This is a genomic window from Rhodococcus sp. RCBS9 (assembly GCF_029457415.1).
GTDB lineage: Bacteria > Actinomycetota > Actinomycetes > Mycobacteriales > Mycobacteriaceae > Rhodococcus_F > Rhodococcus_F qingshengii.
Window position 1 is genome coordinate 5773228 of the sequence record NZ_CP120422.1, and the last position, 21775, is coordinate 5795002.

Annotated in this window: 19 protein-coding genes; 6 read left to right on the forward strand and 13 right to left on the reverse strand. The window is 64.2% G+C overall.

The window, feature by feature from the left end; genetic code table 11:
- Positions 1 to 48: 48 nt before the first annotated feature.
- The 3 genes from P0M12_RS27120 to P0M12_RS27130 are packed head-to-tail and all read left to right on the forward strand — an operon-like array spanning position 49 to position 2633.
- A complete protein-coding gene (locus P0M12_RS27120) occupies positions 49 to 876 on the forward strand; it encodes a DUF3097 domain-containing protein (RefSeq protein WP_277377103.1) in 828 nt (275 codons plus the stop codon).
- A 42-nt stretch (positions 877 to 918) separates the two neighbouring features.
- On the forward strand, positions 919 to 1350 hold the full coding sequence (locus P0M12_RS27125; RefSeq protein ID WP_003944877.1) for an NfeD family protein: 432 nt from the start codon (positions 919 to 921) through the stop codon (positions 1348 to 1350).
- Entirely contained in the window at positions 1350 to 2633 is a 1284-nt protein-coding gene (locus P0M12_RS27130) for an SPFH domain-containing protein (RefSeq protein ID WP_030536387.1), read from the forward strand. The genes P0M12_RS27125 and P0M12_RS27130 overlap by 1 nt, the downstream gene beginning before the upstream one ends.
- 43 nt (positions 2634 to 2676) lie before the next feature.
- On the opposite strand, the gene P0M12_RS27135 is transcribed toward P0M12_RS27130, so the two are convergent.
- From P0M12_RS27135 to P0M12_RS27145, 3 genes are read right to left on the reverse strand one after another with little or no spacing between them, the layout of a single operon-like run.
- Entirely contained in the window at positions 2677 to 3210 is a 534-nt protein-coding gene (locus P0M12_RS27135; protein WP_003944797.1) for a hypothetical protein, read from the reverse strand.
- Between the two features lie 55 nt (positions 3211 to 3265).
- Positions 3266 to 3862, reverse strand: coding sequence for a hypothetical protein (locus tag P0M12_RS27140; protein ID WP_042449124.1), 597 nt, complete (start codon positions 3860 to 3862; stop codon positions 3266 to 3268).
- A gap of 54 nt (positions 3863 to 3916) precedes the next feature.
- The gene (locus P0M12_RS27145) at positions 3917 to 4600 is read right to left on the reverse strand and encodes a TVP38/TMEM64 family protein (protein WP_277377936.1); all 684 of its coding nucleotides are present in this window, start codon (positions 4598 to 4600) and stop codon (positions 3917 to 3919) included.
- 423 nt (positions 4601 to 5023) lie between these two features.
- On the opposite strand from P0M12_RS27145, the gene mutA reads away from it, so the two are divergent.
- Genes mutA through meaB form a run of 3 tightly spaced genes read left to right on the forward strand, consistent with a single transcriptional unit; the run spans position 5024 to position 10178 of the window.
- Positions 5024 to 6919, forward strand: a complete 1896-nt coding sequence (mutA, locus tag P0M12_RS27150) for a methylmalonyl-CoA mutase small subunit (protein ID WP_054188231.1) — start codon at positions 5024 to 5026, stop codon at positions 6917 to 6919.
- The gene (scpA, locus tag P0M12_RS27155; RefSeq protein WP_042449118.1) at positions 6916 to 9168 is read left to right on the forward strand and encodes a methylmalonyl-CoA mutase; all 2253 of its coding nucleotides are present in this window, start codon (positions 6916 to 6918) and stop codon (positions 9166 to 9168) included. The genes mutA and scpA overlap by 4 nt, the downstream gene beginning before the upstream one ends.
- A 17-nt stretch (positions 9169 to 9185) precedes the next feature.
- Positions 9186 to 10178, forward strand: a complete 993-nt coding sequence (gene meaB, locus P0M12_RS27160; RefSeq protein WP_007727819.1) for a methylmalonyl Co-A mutase-associated GTPase MeaB — start codon at positions 9186 to 9188, stop codon at positions 10176 to 10178.
- 62 nt (positions 10179 to 10240) lie between these two features.
- On the opposite strand, the gene P0M12_RS27165 is transcribed toward meaB, so the two are convergent.
- The 10 genes from P0M12_RS27165 to P0M12_RS27210 all read right to left on the reverse strand — a co-directional run bounded on the left by P0M12_RS27165 (position 10241) and on the right by P0M12_RS27210 (position 21771).
- Positions 10241 to 11188 (reverse strand): sulfite exporter TauE/SafE family protein, encoded by a 948-nt coding sequence (locus tag P0M12_RS27165; RefSeq protein ID WP_007727818.1) that lies wholly within the window; start codon positions 11186 to 11188, stop codon positions 10241 to 10243.
- A 230-nt stretch (positions 11189 to 11418) separates the two neighbouring features.
- Positions 11419 to 12453 carry a nucleoside hydrolase gene (locus tag P0M12_RS27170; protein ID WP_003945017.1) on the reverse strand — a complete coding sequence of 345 codons (1035 nt, stop codon included), beginning with the start codon at positions 12451 to 12453 and terminating at the stop codon, positions 11419 to 11421.
- On the reverse strand, positions 12446 to 12922 hold the full coding sequence (locus tag P0M12_RS27175; RefSeq protein WP_007727816.1) for an OsmC family protein: 477 nt from the start codon (positions 12920 to 12922) through the stop codon (positions 12446 to 12448). Before P0M12_RS27175 ends, P0M12_RS27170 begins: the two co-directional genes overlap by 8 nt.
- A gap of 31 nt (positions 12923 to 12953) precedes the next feature.
- The gene (locus P0M12_RS27180; protein WP_277377106.1) at positions 12954 to 14267 is read right to left on the reverse strand and encodes a CoA transferase; all 1314 of its coding nucleotides are present in this window, start codon (positions 14265 to 14267) and stop codon (positions 12954 to 12956) included.
- A gap of 18 nt (positions 14268 to 14285) precedes the next feature.
- Complete coding sequence (locus tag P0M12_RS27185; RefSeq protein ID WP_064075308.1) at positions 14286 to 15164, reverse strand: hypothetical protein; 879 nt, start codon at positions 15162 to 15164, stop codon at positions 14286 to 14288.
- A 3-nt stretch (positions 15165 to 15167) separates the two neighbouring features.
- Entirely contained in the window at positions 15168 to 16256 is a 1089-nt protein-coding gene (locus tag P0M12_RS27190) for a hemolysin family protein (protein ID WP_003944826.1), read from the reverse strand.
- Entirely contained in the window at positions 16249 to 17631 is a 1383-nt protein-coding gene (locus P0M12_RS27195) for a hemolysin family protein (RefSeq protein ID WP_003944847.1), read from the reverse strand. Before P0M12_RS27195 ends, P0M12_RS27190 begins: the two co-directional genes overlap by 8 nt.
- Positions 17632 to 17942: 311 nt before the next feature.
- The gene (locus P0M12_RS27200) at positions 17943 to 19379 is read right to left on the reverse strand and encodes a GuaB1 family IMP dehydrogenase-related protein (protein ID WP_020969620.1); all 1437 of its coding nucleotides are present in this window, start codon (positions 19377 to 19379) and stop codon (positions 17943 to 17945) included.
- Positions 19380 to 19382: 3 nt separating this feature from the next.
- Positions 19383 to 20264 carry a DMT family transporter gene (locus tag P0M12_RS27205; protein WP_003944968.1) on the reverse strand — a complete coding sequence of 294 codons (882 nt, stop codon included), beginning with the start codon at positions 20262 to 20264 and terminating at the stop codon, positions 19383 to 19385.
- A 4-nt stretch (positions 20265 to 20268) separates the two neighbouring features.
- Complete coding sequence (locus tag P0M12_RS27210; RefSeq protein WP_276116939.1) at positions 20269 to 21771, reverse strand: DEAD/DEAH box helicase; 1503 nt, start codon at positions 21769 to 21771, stop codon at positions 20269 to 20271.
- Between the last annotated feature and the right edge of the window lie 4 nt (positions 21772 to 21775).

Genomic DNA, 21775 nt, shown 5'->3' on the forward strand with positions numbered 1-21775 from the left:
GCGTGGCGACATGCGCGGCCCCGGCGTTGTGACCTAGCGTGATCCGGCGTGAGCGGTGGCAACGGATACGGTGACATTTTTGCGGGTCATACCCGCAAACAGAAGCGCGTGACGCCTGAAGTGGCAGCCGAGCGTGATCTTGTCGTCGAGGATGCGGCGACGGGATTCTGCGGTGCGGTAGTCGGTTTCGAGCGCACGTACGACGGCGATTTCGTGCGACTCGAGGACGGTCGTTCCCGAACGCGGTTGTTCGCGATGCGCGAGGCGGCCTTCCTCATCGACGGCGCACCGGTCACCCTCGTACGCCCGGCCCCCAAGCCCGTGTCCACCAAACCCGCACGGTCGGCTTCGGGTTCGACGCGAGTCGAAGGCTTACGCGCCCGCACGGCACTGCCCAGCCGGATCTGGGTGGAGGGAGTACACGATGCTGCCCTCGTCGAGCGGGTGTGGGGTCACGATCTTCGCGTCGAAGGTGTTGTCGTCGAACATCTCGAAGGACTCGACAATCTGGGGGAGCGGCTTGCCGAATTCGGGGCTGGTCCCGGCCGCCGCGTCGGGGTCCTGGTCGACCACCTGGTCACCGGTTCCAAGGAAACCCAACTGACTCAGGGCCTCGGCCCGGACGTGTTGGTGACCGGGCACCCGTACATCGACGTGTGGGAGGCTGTTCGTCCCAAATCTGTCGGAATCGCCTCCTGGCCGAAGATTCCACGCGGCGAGGATTGGAAGACGGGAATCTGCCGCGAACTGGGCTGGGGGACACCTCAGGAGGGCTGGCGGCGGGTCTACAACTCGGTCGAGAGCTTCCGCGATCTGGAAGCTCCTTTGATCGGTGCAGTCGAACAACTTGTCGATTTCGTTACCGAGCCGAACTGACGTAGCGGCGGCCTGGGTCACACATTCTGGTTAGATGGTGTTGTGGCTGCACTTATTTGGCTGATCGGAGCACTGGTGCTCGCCGGGGCCGAAGCGCTGGTGGGGGATTTCTTCCTGCTGATGCTCGCCGGTGGGGCGCTCGCTACTGCCGGTGTCAGTGCTGTCACCGACTTCCCGGTGTGGGTCGACGCCGTCATGTTCGGAGTGTTCTCCGCCGCCCTCGTCCTGGGCGTGCGACCGATCATGTTGCGTCGCTTCGGTAGTCCGCCGCCGACCCCGACCGGAATACAGGCACTCGAAGGTAAGCACGCTCTGGTTCTGGAAGAAGTGGGCGAGCATTCCGGGCAGGTCAAGTTGGACGGCGAGGTGTGGACTGCCAGGCCGTACGACACCACCGAGGTGTACCCGCCGGGCACCAAGGTGACGGTGATGGAAATCAACGGCGCAACAGCAGTCGTCTGGAGGGGACCTTAATGGCAGCACTCATAGTGCTCGGTGTGTTGGTGCTATTCGTGATCTTGGTGGTCGCGAAGTCGGTAGCACTGGTACCGCAGGCAGAAGCCGCGGTGATCGAGCGGCTCGGTAGGTATTCGAAGACGGTGTCCGGGCAGCTCACGTTCTTGATCCCGTTCGCCGATCGTGTGCGCGCCAAGGTGGATCTTCGTGAGCGTGTGGTCTCCTTCCCACCGCAGCCGGTGATCACCCAGGACAACCTGACACTGTCCATCGACACGGTGGTGTACTTCCAGGTCACCAATCCGCAAGCTGCGGTGTACGAGATCAGCAACTACATCGCTGCCGTCGAGCAGTTGGCGACCACCACGCTGCGAAACGTCGTCGGCGGAATGACCCTCGAAGAGACGCTTACCTCGCGTGATTCCATCAACGGTCAGCTTCGTGGTGTCCTCGACGAGGCGACCGGTCGCTGGGGCCTGCGAGTGGCCCGCGTCGAGCTCAAGAGCATCGATCCGCCGCCCTCGATCCAGGAGTCGATGGAAAAGCAGATGAAGGCGGACCGCGAGAAGCGCGCGATGATTCTGACGGCTGAAGGTCACCGCGAATCCGCTATCAAGACCGCCGAGGGTGCCAAGCAGAGCCAGATTCTTTCTGCCGAGGGAAACAAGCAGGCCTCGATCCTCAACGCCGAGGGTGAGCGTCAGTCCCAGATCCTTCGTGCTCAAGGTGACCGCGCGGCCAAGTACTTGCAGGCTCAAGGCGAGGCCAAGGCCATCGAGAAGGTTTTTGCTGCAATCAAGTCCGGTAAGCCGACTCCGGAATTGCTTGCATACCAGTATCTTCAGACGTTGCCGCAGATGGCGCAAGGCGATGCGAACAAGGTGTGGCTCGTACCCAGCGACTTCGGTGACGCGCTGAAGGGATTTGCCAAAACGCTTGGCGCGCAAGGGCAGGATGGCGTTTTCCGGTACGAGCCGCCGGCCGCCGAAGAGAATCTTCCCAATCCTGAGGACGATTCAGCCGAGGTGGCGGAGTGGTTCGAGACCAAATCCGATCCGGCTATCGCGGAAGCAGTGCGCGCTGCTGAAGTTGCTGCACGCACACCGGTCGAAGACCCGGCAGCTGCGGTCAGGCACCGCCGTGAGAGTGCGCCCGAGCAGCCTGGATTCGTAGATCCCGCGTTGCCACAGCAGGGCGAAAATCCTTGGCCGGGTCAGTTGCCGCTGCCGCCCGAGCGTGAAGATTTCCAGCAGAAGTACCCGTACCAGGGGCAGCCGCCCGAGGGTGGCCAGCGCCAGTAGACGCCTCTCGTAGCGAACGTTGATCGGGACGGGCACTCATCACCTACGTGATGAGTGCCCGTCCCGTTCCGCATACGGCGATCGCCCAGAGGACACTGACGAAGGTTCCCATGATGAACTGCTCGGACGCATGAGGTTCGCGAAGTTCCGGGTACCGCGCGAGCCCCTTGACTGCCAAGACGATCGCGATGCCTTCCGGCCAGGTTGCGAGAATCGATGCCGCCACCGCGAGCCGTTCGAGGATGCCGATCACACGTCCGCCGCGAAGAGGTCCGGCGTCCGGTGCCGGGCTCCCGTCCGGTTGGCGACGAGCGATCTTGAAGGTGGCAAGTACCAACGGTGCACCGGCCGTGGCGGCGGCAAGTACGCACAGGACAAGCGTCGCCCCGAGAGCGAAACCGGTGACCGGGGTCGTTCGGGTCGATGCCAGTGCGGCAACACCCAGCGCCGGAAGAGCCACCACGGACGACGCCCATTCGGGGACTTCGAGTCGACCACGACTGAGCGGTCCCAGTGCCGCTGCAACTGCTGGTGCCGCGGCGGCGACGGCGAGCGCGATCAACGCCAGAACGACCATGTATTCGAGCCCCCTGCTGTGTCGACGAGTTTGTACCGGTGCGAGCGTGAGCAGTCTAGGGCTGGAGTCTGACCAAAAGTCGTTCTGCGAGTCTGCGCCCGGCGAGTTCTGCGTGCCACCCGGCTGTCAGGAGTCGCTTGGACATGGCCTGTTTGGTGATTCCGAGGTGGGCCGCTGCGCTGACCTGAGTGAGTCCGCTGTCCATCAGGGCGATGGCTTCGCGTCCGTCCTTCGTCTGTCTCGTGACGATCGTTCCGAGCAAGGTGAACGCGGCATCGACATCTGCGGCGAGTTCGTCGCGTGAGCTATCCGCCGGCGCCTGTTCGACGGCAATTCTGGCCGGAGCTCGCTTGGCTCGCTCGACGGCGATCCGAGCAGCTTCGAATGCCGGTCCGCGTCCGGCCCGGGTCTGCCGTGGGAGAGGCTGCTCGACGGGACCGATCCCGATCCCGACACTCCAGTGCTCGCGCCGAATCAGCTCGAGTGCGACGAGGACGAGTAGCGCCGGATCGTCGGTCACCGCTTGAATCTCGTCGCCCGCTGTGCGCTCGAACGGCCGCAGGAGCCTGCAATCGGCCATGTCGTCGATGATGTCCCCGACGCGGTCGACATCCCGTCGGCTACCTCGCTGATCCACCGTCAGTACAAACATTAGTCAATGCTAGATAGTTGACTTTCAATAGTCAATCGTTTTGGGTTGACTCAATCAAATCAACCTCTTGGGGTGACCGTTGTCAACGATGGTTTCGCCCGGTGAAGGCTGACGGCGAGCGTCGAACACCAGACCGGCGATGCCGATCGCAATGCAGATCCCGGACAGAATCAGGAGACGAGGATCGGCTTCGCCGGAGAGCGCATCGCCCAGAACGACAATCCCAACAGTGCCGGGCAAGATGCCGACGACGGTGGCAAGGATGTAGGGCACGATCCGGATCGACGAAATGCCGCAGCAGTAGTTCACCACCGAGAAGGGGACAAACGCGATCAAGCGCAGAGACCCGACGGCCAGCCACCCCCGCTTTTCGATCCGCTCGTCCACCCGCCGGATCGTCGGACTCGAAATCCGTTGCCACACGACGTCGCGGCCGATGGCGCGGACCAGGTAGAGGGCCAGAACGGCGCTCACAGTCGTTGCCGCCACGGTAAGAGCGATGCCGGTCACCGAGCCGAAAAGAACCCCCGCGCTGAGCGTGAAGACGGTGCGCGGGAACGGCGCGACGGTGACTATCGAATGAACCAGGAAGAACACGAGGGGAAACGCCGGGCCAACCGAGTCCGCCCACTCTCGCACCTGGGACACCGTGGGATGTGGGGCGAGGAGGGCTGCGAGGAACAAAGCGAGCACTACCAGGACTATTGCGATCAATCTTCGGTCCAGCAGGCGTCCCATCACAGGTCACAAGGCTACCTGCGAACGGTGAACCGGGCCGACTGCCGACCCGCAATCGTGAGTCGAACATCGCCACGGGGGCGGGAAAGCGACGTGCTCCAGGCGACAATGAAACGGCGCTGTGACGAAAACCACTAGGCTTTCGGAGTGGCCTTCACCTGCAGTCCCGGCCAGTGAAACGAACTCGCGGGTAACCCGCAAACATGCTGAACAATCGCTAGGTAAGGGCCGGTTACACGTGCACGAACGACCGAATCCGCACGTCGCCCGGCCGGTCGGAAAGTGGCCACGAACAGCCCTGTGAAGAACATGACGTGATCCTCACGATATCTGGGCTCAACCGCGGGTTAGCATCACAGAACTAACGAACAAATCCGATTATCGGTAAAGCGCTCACGCAAAAAATGAGAGGGAGCGGACACAGTGTCATTAGCTTCAGAAGCCGAGGCTGTCGAGCAGGCGTACGCGGAGTGGCAGCGCTCCGTAGCCGGTGTGCTCGCCAAGTCCCGCAGAGTCGATGCGGCAGAACTGGGCCCCGAGCCACAGAAACTGCTCGAAACCGTCACCTACGACGGTGTCACTGTCGCACCGCTCTACAGCCCACGCGACGAGCGTCCCGAGCAGAGCTTGCCGGGCACGTTTCCGTACGTGCGTGGCGTCGACGCTCACCGTGATGTCAATGCCGGTTGGTTGGTTTCCGCTGCATTCGGAACCGCCTCGGCGGCCGAGACCAATCGCGCCATCCTGGACGCCCTCGAAAACGGAGTCAGCGCACTCTGGTTGAAGGTGGGCGCCGACGGCGTTCCGGTCACCGACCTCGCCGCTGCGCTCGAGGGCGTGCTTCTCGACCTCGCACCGCTCACGCTCGATGCAGGCGCAGCGACAAACGATGCAGCCCGAGCACTCATCTCACTCCTCGATGCACGCAGCGAAGCCGGCGACGGTGTCAGCGATCGCAGCAGTATCCGAGTTCACCTCGGTGCAGCACCGCTGACCAGTTCGTTCTCCGGCGCAGCCGACGTCGAATTTGCAGGCGCAGTCGAGTTGGCCGCCCTCGCCGCCGCTCGTGCGGAAACCGTGCACGCGATCACCGTGGACGGCACGGCCTTTCACAACGCGGGTGCCGGCGACGCCGAAGAACTCGGAGCCGCAATCGCCGCCGGCCTCGAGTACCTCCGTGCACTCACCGCCCAGAGCGGCCTGACCATCGGTGCTGCGTTGTCGCAGTTGGCTTTCCGCTACGCGGCAACCGACGATCAGTTCCAGACCATCGCGAAGTTCCGCGCCGCACGTCTCGTATGGGCACGCATCGCCCAGGTCTGCGGAGCTTCCGATTTTGGTGGAGCGCCGCAGCACGCAGTCACCTCCGCCGCGATGATGGCTCAGCGTGATCCCTGGGTGAACATGCTGCGCACGACCCTCGCTGCATTCGGCGCCGGCGTCGGCGGAGCAGATGCAGTGACTGTTCTTCCGTTCGACGTCGCCCTGGCCGACGGCACCCTCGGTGTCAGCAAGTCCTTCTCCTCGCGCATCGCGCGCAACACACAGCTGCTCCTGCTCGAGGAGTCGCACCTGGGCCGTGTCCTCGATCCGTCGGCCGGGTCTTGGTACGTCGAGGACCTGACACAGCAGATCGCCGCCACCGCGTGGGAGTTCTTCCAGGAAATCGAAGCAGCCGGCGGATATCTGGCGGCACTCGAAGCGGGAATCGTCTCCGGTCGCATCGCCGCTACCAAGGCCAAGCGCGACTCCGACATCGCACACCGCAAGACCACGGTCACCGGTGTCAACGAGTTCCCGAACCTCGGCGAAACGCCGCTGTCCGCCGAAGCCGTCGAGCCCGGCCAGTCCGTCGCCCGCTACGCAGCTGCATTCGAAGCGCTTCGTGACCGTTCGGACGCGTTCCTCGCCGCCGGCGGCGCCCGTCCCACTGCGCTTCTCGCGCCGCTGGGCTCGGTTGCAGAACACAACGTGCGCACCACGTTTGCGTCCAACCTGCTCGCTTCGGGTGGTATCGACGCAGTCAACCCCGGCCCGCTCGAGGTGGGCGCCGAGGCCATCTCCGCTGCAGTCAAGGCTTCCGGTGCCACCGTCGCCGTGCTGTGCGGCACGGACAAGCGCTACGGCGAGAGCGCCGCAGCGGCCGTCGCCGAACTTCGCGCCGCCGGCATCACCAAGGTGCTGCTCGCAGGACCGGAGAAGGCAGTCGCCGACGCGACCGGCGATTCTCGCCCGGACGGATTCCTCACCGCCCGCATCGACGCAGTGTCGGCTCTGACCGAACTGCTCGACTTCATCGAGACGGGAAGCTCCAAGTGACGACACGAGAGGTCAAGCACGTGATCGGCAGTTTCGCCGAGGTCCCACTCGAGGACCCGCAGTCTCCGGCACCCACACCGCCGTCGGTCGAGCAGGCCCAGGCGCTCATCGAAGAGGGCGCCAACGCCAACAACTACGCCGCCGAGCAGGTTGTCTGGTCCACCCCCGAAGGCATCGACGTCAAGCCGGTGTACACCGGTGCGGACCGCACGGCCGCCGCCGAGTCGGGTTACCCGCTCGACAGCTTCCCGGGCGCAGCGCCGTTCCTGCGTGGTCCGTACCCGACCATGTACGTGAACCAGCCGTGGACCATTCGCCAGTACGCCGGATTCTCCACTGCCGCGGAGTCGAATGCGTTCTACCGTCGTAACCTCGCGGCCGGTCAGAAGGGTCTCTCGGTCGCCTTCGACCTCGCCACACACCGCGGCTACGACTCCGATCATCCTCGCGTTGCCGGTGACGTCGGAATGGCCGGTGTCGCAATCGATTCCATCCTCGACATGCGTCAGCTCTTCGACGGAATCGACCTCTCGCAGGTCTCGGTCTCGATGACGATGAACGGCGCCGTGCTGCCGATTCTCGCGCTGTACGTCGCTGCGGCAGGCGAGCAAGGTGTCACTCCGGACAAGCTGGCCGGAACGATCCAGAACGACATCCTCAAAGAGTTCATGGTTCGTAACACCTACATCTATCCGCCGAAGCCCTCGATGCGGATCATCTCGGACATCTTCGCGTACTCCAGCGCGGAAATGCCGAAGTACAACTCCATCTCCATCTCGGGCTACCACATCCAGGAAGCCGGAGCGACGGCCGATCTGGAACTGGCGTACACCCTCGCCGACGGCGTCGAGTACATCCGCGCCGGCCTCGACGCCGGTATGGACATCGACAAGTTCGCACCTCGCCTGTCCTTCTTCTGGGCCATCGGCATGAACTTCTTCATGGAGGTCGCCAAGCTCCGCGCCGGACGCCTCCTGTGGGCCGAGCTTGTCGCCAAGTTCGATCCCAAGAGCGCGAAGTCTCTCTCGCTGCGTACCCACTCGCAGACCTCCGGCTGGTCCCTGACCGCGCAGGACGTCTTCAACAACGTTCCGCGTACCTGCGTCGAAGCCATGGCTGCCACCCAGGGCCACACTCAGTCCTTGCACACCAACGCACTCGACGAAGCGATCGCATTGCCGACGGACTTCTCCGCCCGCATCGCCCGTAACACCCAGTTGCTGCTGCAGCAGGAATCCGGCACCGTGCGTCCCATCGACCCGTGGGGTGGCTCGTACTACGTCGAGTGGCTCACCAACGAACTCGCCAACCGGGCTCGTAAGCACATCGAAGAGGTCGAGGAAGCCGGCGGAATGGCTCAGGCCATCAACGAAGGCATCCCGAAGCTGCGCATCGAGGAGGCTGCCGCCCGCACCCAGGCACGCATCGACTCCGGTCGGCAGCCGCTCGTCGGCGTCAACAAGTACGTTCCCGACGAGGTCGACACCATCGAAGTTCTCAAGGTCGAGAACTCCAAGGTCCGGAAGGAACAGCTCGAGAAGTTGGTTCGTCTTCGCGCGGAACGTGATCCGGAAGCCGTCGAGGCCGCACTGGCGAACCTTACTCGAGCTGCCGCATCCACCGAAGGCGGCATGGAGAACAACCTCCTCGCCCTCGCTGTCGTCGCCGCCCGCGCGATGGCTACCGTCGGCGAGATTTCCGACGCCCTCGAAAAGGTGTACGGACGCCACCAGGCCGAGATCCGCACCATCAGTGGTGTGTACCGCGACGAGGCAGGAACGGTGAGCAACATCAGCAAGGCGATGGAACTGGTCGAGAAGTTCGCCGATGACGAGGGACGTCGTCCCCGCATCCTCGTCGCGAAGATGGGCCAGGACGGTCACGACCGTGGCCAGAAGGTCATCTCCACGGCCTTCGCGGACATCGGATTCGACGTCGACGTCGGACCGCTGTTCCAGACCCCCGAAGAGGTCGCCAATCAGGCGGCCGACAACGACGTCCACGTAGTCGGTGTGTCGTCGTTGGCAGCCGGTCACCTCACCTTGGTGCCGGCGCTGCGGGAGGCTCTGGCTGCGGCCGGTCGTCCCGACATCATGATCGTCGTCGGCGGCGTCATTCCGCCCGGTGACTTCGACGAACTCTACGAGGCCGGCGCTGCTGCCATCTTCCCGCCCGGCACCGTCATCGCCGACGCTGCCAGCGGATTGTTGGAGAAGCTCTCCGCCCAACTGGGTCACGACAACAGCTGAGAAGGGGGTCACTGAAGATGGCACGTCAGCCCATCGACATTGATTCCCTCGCCGAGGCGGTGCGCGGAAATCAGCGTGCCGGCCTCGCTCGGGCGATCACCCTCGTCGAGTCCACTCGCGACGACCACCGGGCCCTCGCGCAGCAACTTCTACTGAAGTTGCTGCCGGAGGCCGGGGGAGCGCACCGGATCGGCATCACCGGAGTTCCCGGCGTCGGCAAGTCGACCTTCATCGACGCGCTCGGAATGTACTTGCTGAGCAAGGGACATCGGGTTGCGGTGTTGGCGGTCGATCCGTCGTCCACCCGCACCGGCGGCTCGATTCTCGGCGACAAGACACGCATGGCTCGGCTCACCGTCGAACCGAATGCGTACATCCGGCCGTCACCGACGTCCGGCACGCTCGGTGGTGTTGCCAAGGCAACCCGCGAGACCATCGTGCTTCTCGAAGCTGCCGGTTTCGACGTCATCCTGGTGGAAACGGTGGGTGTCGGCCAGTCCGAAGTCACTGTTGCCAACATGGTGGACTGCTTCACGTTCCTGACCCTCGCTCGTACCGGTGATCAGCTCCAGGGCATCAAGAAGGGTGTCCTCGAGCTCGCAGATCTGGTGGCGGTCAACAAGGCCGATGGCAAGCATGAGCGCGAGGCAAAGGGCGCTGCCCGTGAATTGGCGGGTGCGCTTCGCCTGATCTACCCGCACGACGCCATCTGGAAGCCGCCCGTCATCACGATGAGCGGTCTCGAAGGTGTCGGGCTGGACGAGTTCTGGGGAACTGTCACCAAACACCGTGAGGTGCTCACCGAAGCGGGACAGTTCGAGGAGAAGCGTCGCAAGCAACAGGTCGATTGGACCTGGACGATGGTCAACGATCAGCTGCTACGCAGGCTCTCGAGCAACGATCGGGTGCGTGCGATCCGGGCCGACGTCGAGCAGAGCGTGCGTGACGGTTCGCTGACGGCAGCGTTGGCGGCGGGGCGAATTCTCGACGCGTTCGACGGAAGCAACTAGCGCGGAAAGAACGAAATCCCGGGTATCCGAGCGCGGATACCCGGGATTTCTTCTGTGACGAGCTATCGTTCGCGTTTGACTGCAGGCTCGGTGAGTTCGGTCTCGACAGCGAGTTCGACTCCCGTGAAATCGCCTTCTGCCTCGGCCGGGGTGAGAGTGGACCGCTTCCACGCGTAGAACAGCAGCGCTGCCCACGCGCCGAGAATGGTCAGGTAACCGGCCACTGTGACCGCCCCGGTGATGTCGAAGGATTTGAACAGCTTCTGTGCGTTGGTCAACACGATGACGCCGCCCACCGCCGTTCCGAGCAAGGTTGCAGGTACGCGGCTGACCAGCCACGCCGCGAACGGAGCTGCGATGACACCGCCGAGCGCGAGACCGGCGACAACGAGGAGGTTTCCCGCCGACTCACGTCCCAATCCGACAAGGAATCCCAGCGACGCGGCTGACGCGACCAGAAACTCCGAGGCGCTGACCGAGCCGATCACGGTGCGCGGCGCGGTCTTTCCTCGTGAGAGCAGCGTGCTGGTGGTGATCGGACCCCAACCACCACCGCCGGATGCATCGATGAAACCACCGAACAGGCCGAGTGGGGACAGGAAACGTGCAGTGTGCGGGGTGGTACGAGCGTCCGCGACGGCCGGTGGGCGGACCGAAAAGCGTAGTGCCACATAGATACCGATGGCCAGCAGGATCGTCGCCGTGATGGGGACTGCCGCTTCGGTGGACAGACCCGAGAGCACAGTTGCGCCGATGAATGCACCGACTGCGCCGGGCACACCGAGCTTGGCGACGAGCTTCCAGTCGATGTTCTTGAACTTCCAATGCGACACACCCGAAGCGAGGGTGGTGCCGACCTCGGCCAGGTGAACAGCGGCGCTGGCCTGAGCCGGACCGAGGCCACCGATCATCAACAGAGTGGTTGCGGTGACACCGAAGGCCATACCGAGGGCGCCGTCGACGAGCTGGGCGCCGACGCCGACAAGGGTGAACAAAAGAAGGTTGAACATGAGAAGACAGACTCCGAGCGAAGAAGCGACAAAGTCAGGGGTGCAGGCAGCGAGAATCGCCGCTCAGCAACACGCCTGATCGAAGCATGCGCTACGACGAGTGGGCCAGAACGCCATCAATCCGAGCGCAAATGCCGGGGAGGCATCGTGGCTGGAAATCTGCACGTCAGGTCCTTTGTTCTCGTTCGTTGGTGTTCTGTCCATGCGAGCATAGCCGGTGACCGGCTCGGTCAACCCACGACGCGGGCGTAATTTCCCACTCGGTGGACAAGTCGATCGAAGAATTCCGCCGGATCGGTTCTGACCGCGATATCCGCGTTGGGCTCACGCTGCCAGTGCCCGACCCAGTCCGCGACCGTCGTTCCGATCAGCAGTGGACTCTCGGTTTCGACATCTACCGTTGCCGGTTTCAGCGTCGCCAGGCTCGGATCGAGCGCGACGGCAGCAGCGAAGGGATCATGCATGTGAGCAAGAAATCCCTGGTCGTATTCACGGTGGAATTCCATGTAGAACCGGATTGCGTCGGACATATGCCTGATCACGCTGTTGGACGCGGAACTGCGGACGTCGGGACCGTCGTCAGGCGAGATGATCTCTTCCGGGGTGCTCCCGGCAGCTTCGGCGAGCCGACGCACATGTTCGGGGAACATCTCGATGGATTCGGTGACGTTGAGGCCGCAGATGATCGGGCGCCGGTGCGCGGGTACGACGGAGAACGCGTCGAACACCTCCTTGGCGGCGTGCGGATCGACCGAGACGTTCCACTCCGCGGTCGGCGTCGTGTTGCCCGGATAGTTGAACGACCCACCCATCACTACCAGTCGCTTCAGCAGAGACGGCAGATCGGGTTCACGTCTGATCGCCAAGGCCAGGTTGGTGAGCGGCCCCGTCACCAGCCCGGTGAGTTGTCCGGGGTACTCCCGGACGAGATCCACCCAGAGGTCGGTGGCGGTTCGGACCGAGCGCTTGCGACCCGAATCGGGGAGGACCGCATGGCCGATTCCTTGCGGACCGTGTGTCTCCTCGGTGGTGCGCAACGGTATGACCAATGGCTCGCGGGCGCCGAGTGCAACCTCGATGTCCGGGGCGCCGCAGAGCGCAAGCCAGTTCAAGTTGTTGGCCGCGACCTGTTCCACCGGAACGTTGCCGGCGGTGCTCGCAATCCCCAGTATCTCGGCTTCGGGGCTGGCAAGGAGATAGAGAAGCGCCAACGAGTCGTCGATACCGGTGTCGACGTCGACGATGAGCTTGTGCATGTCACTCATCGGTGGCCACCAGGATCGTCGGGGAATGCAGGACGGGGAAGTTCACCGACCGAGCGATGAAGCACTTCGTGTGTGCGGGGCCGTGAAGCTCCTGGGCCTTCTCGACCATCGACGCCTCCGCGACCAACACCGTCGGATTCAACGTCACTTCGATGAACTGGCCGCCGCCATCGGATTCCTCGATCATGCTGCCGACCGGCTGATCGCTGTAGTCGAGAACGACGACCCCAGCGGCAGCTGCCAGCCCGAGGTACCAGAGCATGTGGCACTGGGCGAGGGAGGCAACGAGCAGTTCCTCGGGGTTCCATCGCTGCGCGTCACCGCGGAACGAGGGATCGGAGCTGCCGAGAAGTTCCGGCTTTCCGACCGCGGATATTGCATGATTGCGCGAATATCCCTGCGTGCTGGACGTTCCGGTTCCCAGATCGCCCGTCCACTGAAGGTCGAGTGTGTAGGTATGTGACTTCACAGGTCCATCTTGCCCTGAATGTGCCGGTCCCTCAGTGTGCCCACTCCGCGCGATCCGATCCCCACGGATGCGCCGGTTCGGGGTAGTCCTCGAACTCTGCCAGCGCGGGTCGTGCGGTGGTCACGTCGGCATGGTTGACAACAACATTCAGGCCGGGAGCCGTCGGCAGACCAGGATGGGCGGTTCGGCCGGGTGCGTCGAGAAGACGAGCGCCTGTGCTTGCCAGCGACACGTCGACGTCGCGGCCACGGCCGTCGTGCGAGCGCAGTGTCAACGCGTCGAGGATCCCCGCTGCCAGGAAGTATCCGGTCGAGTGGTCGAGTGCCTGCGCCGGAAGTGCGCCAGGGTTCTCACCACCCTCGAGGAACGAAATGCCGGACGCGGCCTGCACGATGCTGTCGAAGCCACGGCGATTCGCCCACGGACCTTCCCATCCCCATGCGCTGACGCGCCCGTGAATCAGGTGGGCGGGAAGATCCTGCCCGATGAGCGCTTCGAGTGCACCCGGCCGGTAGCCGGTGACCAGTACGTCTGCGGTTTCGAGGAGTTCTCGGAACGCTGCCGCTCCGGCCGAGGACTTCAGGTCGAGAAGCGCCGACCGCTTGCCCTGTCCACTGTCGAGGTGCTGCCATCCGATCTCGGGGATCGCCGGGGGATCGATCCGCAGAACGTCAGCGCCGACCAACGCCAGGGCACGCGTCGCGACCGGACCGGCGATGACGCGGGTCAGGTCGAGAACGCGTGGGCGCGTCGGATGCGTGCGGGGTTTTCCCTCGTCGCGTGCTCGGATGGATACCAGAGGCGCAGACCTCGCAGCTGCGCACTGCTCACTCAGGCGCCACTCGGTCTCGGTACGAACACGGACCGCGATGGCTCCGATCTCGGCGGCCTGCTGCTCGATCTCGATGGCGCTGAGTTCGGATATCCGTTGCGCCACTGCATCTTTGGGTGATCCATGATCGAGCGCGAGGACGGCGAGCAGGCGGTCGCGATGGTGCGGATAGTTGCCGTGCGTGCGGACCCAACCGTCGCGGGCGGCAAAGAACCCCGAGTGCTCGGAGAACCCGTTGATCGGCTCGCCGCCGATCCGGAACAGTCGGTCGCTCGAGAAGGACGCGGCGATGCGCTCGGGATCGAGGGTCCAGTGTCCGTCGCCCGGGCGGGTTGACCGATGAATCGCCGAGGCGAACGCCGCTACCGAGCCCGCAGCGAGGTCGAACACCGGCAAGTGCGCCGCAAGGAAGCCCGCCGCGTCCGGGCATTCGATGTGCCCGCGTCGGTCGTCGGTGTGCACCCCGACGTCACGCTGGTATTCGTCGAGATAGAACCCGTACCCGTGATCCATGCGACGCCTTTCGGCAGTTCAGTGGCCGAGAAGCTCCCGGCACTTCTCTGCCAGCGTATCGCGGAGCGGCGCAGCACGATCCGCCAACTGTTGTTGCTGACGCACGTATTCGGCGCGGCCCGCGGGAGTTTCGATACGAATGGGGGAGTACCCGTACTCGGCGAGGTCGTATGGGCTCGCGCGCATGTCGAGTTCACGGGCCAGGAGCGCGTGTTCGAAGCACCGCATCACCAGGTCGGAATCGACGAGTGGCAACAATTTGAAGCTCCACTTGTACAGGTCCATACCGGCGTGCAGGCAGCCCGGCTGTTCGTGATCGATCTGAGTTTCGCGTGCAAGTGGGAGCGAGTTCTTGGGGGCCGCGTCCGGTGTGAAGAACCGGAACGCGTCGTAGTGCGTGCATTTGAGTGGCAGGGATTCGACGACCGCGTCGGTACCGGCGAACCCGAGCCGAAGCGGCACCGACTGGTGACGGATTGCGTCCTCGCCGCCGCGATAGACCATCGCCCACTCGTGGAGGCCGAAACAACCCAGCACAGCGGGCCGCGCAGACGTCTGATTCAACAGATTCCACACGAATTCGACTGTGTGACGCCGACGCTCCAGTACTGAGGCCTCGACTGTCGCGGTACCCGAATCGTCGACGCGGTAGCCGGAGAAGGCTGCGTATTCGGCGGCGTTCTCGAGCGCGACTCCGTACCCGGGGTGCCAGCGGCGCAGTTGAGCGGGTTTGAAGTTGTAGTACGTGAAGAGGAAGTCGTGCACCGGGTGAGAGATACCGGCGCTACGACGCGCTCGGTGCGGCTCGACGAGCTTCTCCACCTCCTCGAGGTGAAGTGCCCGCCGAGCCGTCCACTCGCTCTGCGCGAGTGCGAGTGAATGCACCGAACGTGTCATCGATCAGCTGTTTCTTTGTCCGGGAACAGCATCCGTGCCGCGGTGCGTGCCGTCGCGGACCGTTCCGACGTACTCCTCGAGGAGATCCTCGAGCGCGACGATACCGATCACCACTCCGTCAGCGTCCGTGACAGCGCCGAGGTGCGAGCTGGCCCGACGAAGGCCGGCCAACGCTTCGGCCAGCGGTGTGCTGAGCGGAACGATGGGCAGCGGTCGGATATCCGACGTCGGAACGACGGTGTCCGGTCCAGCGGCCTCGTCGAGCACCTCGTCGAGCACGTCCTTGAGGTGCACGTACCCAGCCAGCGATCCGTCGCTCGCTCGCACCGGGTAACGCGAGTATCCGGTCTCGATGACCGCACGCTCGATCTCACCCAGTGTTGTTCCCGACGGTGTGAGGGGAATGGTCCGCACCTTGTCGAGAGTGATCAGGACCTCGGAGACGGTCCGATCGGTCGATTCGAGTGCCTGCTTCAACCGCCGGTGTTCTTCGGCGTCGATCAGACCTTCGGATCGCGATTCACCGATCATCGCGGACAACTCCACCGCCGAGACCGTGACGTCGAGTTCGTCCTTGGGCTCGACGCGCAGGAGCTTGAGCACTCCGTTCGCGCACAGGTTGTAGAACGCGATGATCGGGCGAGCGATCTTGATGAACGCCAGATGCACGGGAACGAGCAGCATGGCCGTCTTCTCGGGGCCGGCCAACGCGATGTTCTTGGGCACCATCTCGCCAAGCAGGATGTGCAGCACGACGACGAGCGACAGCGCGATGGCAAACGAGATCGGGTGCAGCAATCCGTCGGGCAGGCCGACGGCTTCCATCGGCACCTCGAGGAGGTGCGCAATGGCGGGCTCGGCGACCTTACCGAGGAGGATCGAGCAGATCGTGATGCCCAGCTGAGCCGCCGCAAGCATGAGCGAGAGGTTCTCACCGGCCTTGATGACTGTGAGCGCCCGCTTCTTGCCTTGCGCGACCAGTGCTTCGAGGCGGTCACGTCGTGCGGAGATCAGTGCGAACTCCGCACCGACGAAGAATGCATTGCCGGCGAGCAGCACGACGGTGAGGAGTACACCGAAGAGGTTATTCATCGTCGGACTCCTTCTTGCTGTCGTCTGCGGATTCGGGTTCGACGTAAGCGGGGACCGGCGTGATGGTCACCCGGTCGATACGGCGGCCGTCCATGCCGGTCACTCGTGCAATCCACTTTCCGCGCGAATCACCGGACGAGTCGACGTCGGGCAATTCCACCTCGTCACCCTCGTCGGGGATGCGGCCCAGTTCGGTGAGCACCAAGCCGCCGAGCGTGTCGTAGTCGCCTTCGGGAGCGGTGTACCCGGTAGCGGAAGTGACCTCGTCGATGCGCAGGAGGCCGGAGCACGACCATCCGTCGCCGACGCGCTGTACGTCGAGTTCGGGTTCGTCGTGTTCGTCGCGCACATCGCCGACGATTTCCTCGATGAGGTCTTCCATCGTGACGATGCCGGCAGTTCCGCCGTACTCGTCGACGACGAGCGCAACCTGCATACCGTCCGAGCGGATTCGCTCCATGACGGTGTCTCCGTCCAGGCTCGACGGCACGACGGGAACACGTTGAGCCAGACTGTCGACGCGCGTCGTGCGCCGACGTTCGGCCGGAACGGTGAACGCGTGCTTGATGTGTACGACGCCGACCGTGTCGTCGAGATCGCCGCGAACGACCGGGAAGCGCGAATAGCCGGTCCGCGACGCCGTCACGATCAGGTCTGCGACGGTGTCCGAGAGTTCCAGCGATTCGATCTTCACTCGCGGAGTCATCAGCTCTTCTGCCGTGCGGTCACCGAACTGCAGTGAACGGTCGACGAGCATCGCCGTGCCCTTGTCGATGGACCCGCGCTGCGCGGACGTCCGCACGAGGGACCCGAGTTCCTGCGGTGATCGCGCGGAGCGCAATTCCTCCGCGGGTTCGATGCCCAGGCGTCGCACGATCCAGTTGGCGGTTCCGTTGAGGCCGTTGATGGCCCACCGGAAGATCAGCGAGAACCCTGCTTGCAGGCCCGCAGTCGCGCGGGCGGTGGGCATCGGCTTGGAGATTGCGAGGTTCTTCGGTACGAGCTCACCGAAGATCATGGAGAACGAGGTCGCGATCACGAGCGCCAGGATCAAAGACGTTGTCGAGGCCGCGGATTCACTGAGCCCGACGGCCTTCGTGACCGGTGTGATGAACCGTGCCAGGACCGGCTCGGCCAGGTAACCGGTGATCAGGGTTGTGATCGTGATGCCCAGCTGAGCGCCGGAGAGCTGGAACGAAAGAGTCTTGTGCGCGTGTTGAACCTGCCGCGAGCGTCGGTCGCCGCCACGAGCAGCTTCGTCGACGGTGCTGCGTTCGAGCGCGGTCAGTGAGAATTCGGCCGCCACGAAGAGGGCGGTGCCTGCAGTCAGCGCGATGAAGCCGACCAGGCTGAGAATGGTGAAAACGATGTCCATGTGTCATCGCCACCTGAGATGTGCACGGGGGCCGCCGGGTTTGTCTCCCGGCTCGCTAGAGGAGCCCTCCGAACCGGCGGAATCAGAAGATTCCTCGGATAAAACGACGGGTGTAGCGCCGGGTAAGTGTGTGGGTGCCTCGGGCACCGGGTTCCTTTCGTCAGAGCCGAGTAGTTCTCGGCTGTAGCGGGCTCGGTCGGGTCGCCGAAGGGCACCCGACCGAGTTTTGTTTTCTGTTTACGGATCCAATGATACCGGCGGGTGCCCGGGAGTAGGGACCCGAGCACCCGCCGACAGTCACAGAACGTGGTTCACCAACCAGACGGAAGCGGCCGTCCTTCGGCAAATCCGGCGGCGGACTGCACGCCCAGAACGGCCTTCTCGTGCAGCTCCTCGAGAGAGCGCGCACCCGCGTACGTGCAGGTACTGCGCACGCCGGAACATATCTGATCGATCAGGTCCTCGACTCCGGGGCGCTCGGGATCGAGACGCATCCGCGAACTGGAGATGCCTTCCTCGAACAATCCCTTACGAGCGCGATCGAAAGCCGTTTCGGTGGCCGTGCGAGCGGCAACAGCGCGCTTGGAGGCCATACCGAAGCTCTCCTTGTACGCGTTGCCCGCCTGATCGACTTTGAGATCGCCGGGGGACTCGTATGTGCCGGCGAACCACGAGCCGATCATGACGTTCGACGCGCCCGCCGCGAGGGCGAGTGCAACGTCGCGGGGGTGGCGAACGCCGCCGTCGGCCCAGACGTGCTTGCCGAGCTCACGTGCCGCTGCAGCACATTCCGCGACGGCCGAGAACTGCGGGCGTCCGACGCCGGTCATCATGCGAGTCGTGCACATGGCTCCGGGCCCGACGCCGACCTTGACGATGTCCGCGCCTGCGGCGATCAGATCACGGGTTCCCTGTGCGGAGACCACGTTGCCTGCAACCAACGGGACGCCGAGATCGAGCGCCTTGAGGGTGGTGAGCGCATCGATCATTCTCTGCTGGTGACCGTGAGCCGTGTCCACGACGATCACGTCTGCACCGGCGTCGACGAGAGCCTTGGCCTTGGCGCCCACGTCACCGTTCACACCGACCGCCGCAGCGACCCGGAGTGCGCCGCGCTCGTCGACTGCGGGGTCGTAGATGCCGGCACGAATCGCGCCGGTGCGGGTGAGGACGCCGGCAAGAGTCCCGTCTTCGTTGACGATGACCGCCAGCGGATCATGCTTGGTTTCGAGCAGTTCGAAGACCTCACGCGGTGTGGCGGTGACCGGGGCCGTGACGAAGTCGGTGATCGCGACGGTACGGAGGCGAGTGAACCGATCGACATCCGCGCAGGCAGCCTCGGTGACGACACCGAGAGGCTTACCGTCCTCGACCACCACGACCGCGCCGTGAGCGCGCTTGGGAAGCAGCGCCAGCGCATCGGAGACGGCGTCGTCCGGACTCAGCGTGACCGGCGTATCGGCGACGAGGTGGCGGCTCTTGACGAACGCCACGGTCTCGGCGACAGCTTCGGTGGGGACGTCCTGCGGAATGATGACCAGTCCGCCGCGGCGGGCGACAGTCTCCGCCATGCGGCGGCCGGCGACTGCGGTCATATTGGCGACCACGACGGGAATGGTCGTTCCGGATCCGTCGGAAGAATTGAGATCGACGTCGAACCGAGAGGTGACCTCGGTCCGGTTAGGGACGAGGAAGACGTCGTCGTAGGTCAGGTCGTATGGGGGGCGTTGCCCTTCGAGGAACTGCACGTTTCACGAGCCTACCGTCGATTCCGCCGTAGCGCCCTCGGTATCGCGCGCTTGTGAGCGGGAAAGGGCGATCGTGGTCATGATCATGACGGCGACGGCGCACCCGATGAGAGCAATTCCGGGACCGTCGACGCGGAGGCGTTCGTCGAGCACTGTCATCCCCAGGAAGATGGCCGCGATCGGCTCGCCGATCGTCAGGGCGGGTAGCGACGCCGACAGCGGCCCGACCTGGAACGCGCGCTGTTGCAGGTAGACCCCGATTGCGCCCGAGGCGATCAGCGCCCACGTCTGCCATGCCGAAATCACCCCGACGACGCCGTGGCCGAGTAGGTCGGTGACGTACTTGGTGAATGCGACGGCGACGCCGTAGAAGATGCCTGCCGCAGAGCCGAGAAGCAGTGCGCGCCAGCCGCCGTCGAGTTTGGACAAGCCGCCGACAGTTGCGGCCACGGCCACTGCGACCGTAATCGTCAGGGGCACAGCCCAATCCGACCATGGAGCATTGCTGTCTCCCTCGGTGGGATCGCCGACGACGAGGAAGATCGCCAAGGAAATCGCGAGCATGATCGCCAGTGACCACGCGGAACGGGTGATGCGGATTCCCGAGAATTTGGCCGAGAGAGGCAGCGCGAACAGCAACGAGGTCACGATCAGCGGCTGCACCACCAACACCGAACCCAACGACAGTGCAACGGCCTGCATGACGTACCCGCCGCCGTCACCGATCAGCCCGGCCCACCACCGAGGACTGCGAATCAACGACGCCACCAACGCCTCGCCCTCGGGAACCGCGGACGCCGCCCGTTGCTGAGCGACCGAAGCGCACGCGAAGAGCAGTGCAGCGAGAAGTGCGCAGAGAACCGAGATCAGTGGAAGATCACCCATTCCCTCAGTGTGCGCGCTTGCCCGCCCGATTTCCGGCAGACGGCTTTCCTGCGCCGGGTGCGCCGCGACGCGGGGTCAAGCCCTTGGACGCCAGACGCTCCGAACGGGTCGGGACCGGAGTGCCGTCCGCACGGATCTTCTTCACACTCTTCGGATCGGTGACGCGCCGCGAGGAGGCGGCGCGCTTGTCGCCGTCCTTCTTCATCCGGCCTCCGGCAGCGGTCCGGCCTGCAGTGTCGTGTTCCTGACGGCCACGCTTGGCGGTGTGCTTGACGGCAACCGTCGTATCGGGAGCCTCGACCGGAATTCCCGTCGGCTCCATCGCACCGGTGATGCGCGTGAGTTCAAGATCGTCAGGACGAACCCGCACACCGTGAACCTTGATGCCTGCCTGCTTGGTCAACTTCTCGACCGAATCACGTTCTTCGTCGGTGACGATGGTGACGACGACGCCTGATTCCCCGGCGCGTGCCGTCCGGCCGGCCCGGTGCAGGTAGTCCTTCGCCTCGGCCGGGGGATCGACGTGAACGACGAGCGTCACGTCGTCGACATGGATTCCGCGCGCGGCGACATCGGTGGCGACCAGGACCGGTGTTGTCCCGTCGGAGAACGACGCGAGGGTCTTGGTCCGATTGTTCTGCGTCTTGCCGCCGTGCAGAGCCCCGGCCGAGACGCCGATCAAATGCAGTTGCTGCGCAAGACGATCCACACCGTGCTTGGTCTTGACGAACATGATGGTCCGCCCCGCACGCGAAGCGATATGTGCGACAACGGATCTCTTGTCGTCGCGGTCGACGAAGAGCAGATGATGTTCCATGGTCGAGACGGTCGCAACCGGGGGAGCAGTCGAGTGCGACGCCGGATTGCGCAGGTAACCCGCGACCAGATCGTCGACCTTGCCGTCGAGTGTCGCCGAAAAGAGAAGACGCTGACCGTCTTTCGGAGTCGTGTCGAGAATCTTCGCAACCTCGTCGATGAAACCCATGTCCGCCATGTGGTCGGCTTCGTCGATGGTCGTGATCACGACGTCGTCGAGAATCACCGACTTCTGGTCGAGTAGGTCGAGTAGGCGCCCGGGGGTCGCGATCAGCAGATCGACGCCGCGGGCAAGGATGTCGGCCTGACGCTTGATCGGAACGCCCCCGACCGCATTTGCCACACGCAAACCGATCTCGGTAGCGGCGTCGTCGAGTGCCTTGTGGATCTGGATCGCCAGCTCACGGGTGGGAGCGAGCACCAAACCGCGCGGACGATTCCGCTTGCTCGCCCCACCCTTGAGGCGCACCAGCATCGGAAGCCCGAAGGCCAGAGTCTTTCCGGAACCCGTCGCACCGCGCCCGAGTACATCCCGACCGGCAAGAACATCGGGGATGGTTGCCGACTGAATGGGGAAGGGGGCATCGATGCCGCTACGGCGCAACGCGTGCACCATCACGGCGGGGATTCCGAGGTCGACGAACGAACGCCCTTCGGTCGAGGTGGGCGAGTCGATCGTCGATTCCTGCATTTGT

Excerpts from the sequence above, each read along its gene's own strand:
- P0M12_RS27130 (WP_030536387.1), top strand. The coding sequence starts at position 1,350 with ATGGCAGCACTCATAGTGCTCGGTGTGTTGGTGCTATTCGTGATCTTG.
- P0M12_RS27135 (WP_003944797.1), bottom strand. The coding sequence starts at position 3,210 with ATGGTCGTTCTGGCGTTGATCGCGCTCGCCGTCGCCGCCGCGGCACCA.
- P0M12_RS27140 (WP_042449124.1), bottom strand. The coding sequence starts at position 3,862 with ATGTTTGTACTGACGGTGGATCAGCGAGGTAGCCGACGGGATGTCGAC.
- P0M12_RS27145 (WP_277377936.1), bottom strand. The coding sequence starts at position 4,600 with ATGGGACGCCTGCTGGACCGAAGATTGATCGCAATAGTCCTGGTAGTG.
- meaB (WP_007727819.1), top strand. The coding sequence starts at position 9,186 with ATGGCACGTCAGCCCATCGACATTGATTCCCTCGCCGAGGCGGTGCGC.
- P0M12_RS27165 (WP_007727818.1), bottom strand. The coding sequence starts at position 11,188 with ATGTTCAACCTTCTTTTGTTCACCCTTGTCGGCGTCGGCGCCCAGCTC.
- P0M12_RS27170 (WP_003945017.1), bottom strand. The coding sequence starts at position 12,453 with ATGAGTGACATGCACAAGCTCATCGTCGACGTCGACACCGGTATCGAC.
- P0M12_RS27180 (WP_277377106.1), bottom strand. The coding sequence starts at position 14,267 with ATGGATCACGGGTACGGGTTCTATCTCGACGAATACCAGCGTGACGTC.
- P0M12_RS27185 (WP_064075308.1), bottom strand. The coding sequence starts at position 15,164 with ATGACACGTTCGGTGCATTCACTCGCACTCGCGCAGAGCGAGTGGACG.
- P0M12_RS27190 (WP_003944826.1), bottom strand. The coding sequence starts at position 16,256 with ATGAATAACCTCTTCGGTGTACTCCTCACCGTCGTGCTGCTCGCCGGC.
- P0M12_RS27195 (WP_003944847.1), bottom strand. The coding sequence starts at position 17,631 with ATGGACATCGTTTTCACCATTCTCAGCCTGGTCGGCTTCATCGCGCTG.
- P0M12_RS27205 (WP_003944968.1), bottom strand. The coding sequence starts at position 20,264 with ATGGGTGATCTTCCACTGATCTCGGTTCTCTGCGCACTTCTCGCTGCA.
- P0M12_RS27210 (WP_276116939.1), bottom strand. The coding sequence starts at position 21,771 with ATGCAGGAATCGACGATCGACTCGCCCACCTCGACCGAAGGGCGTTCG.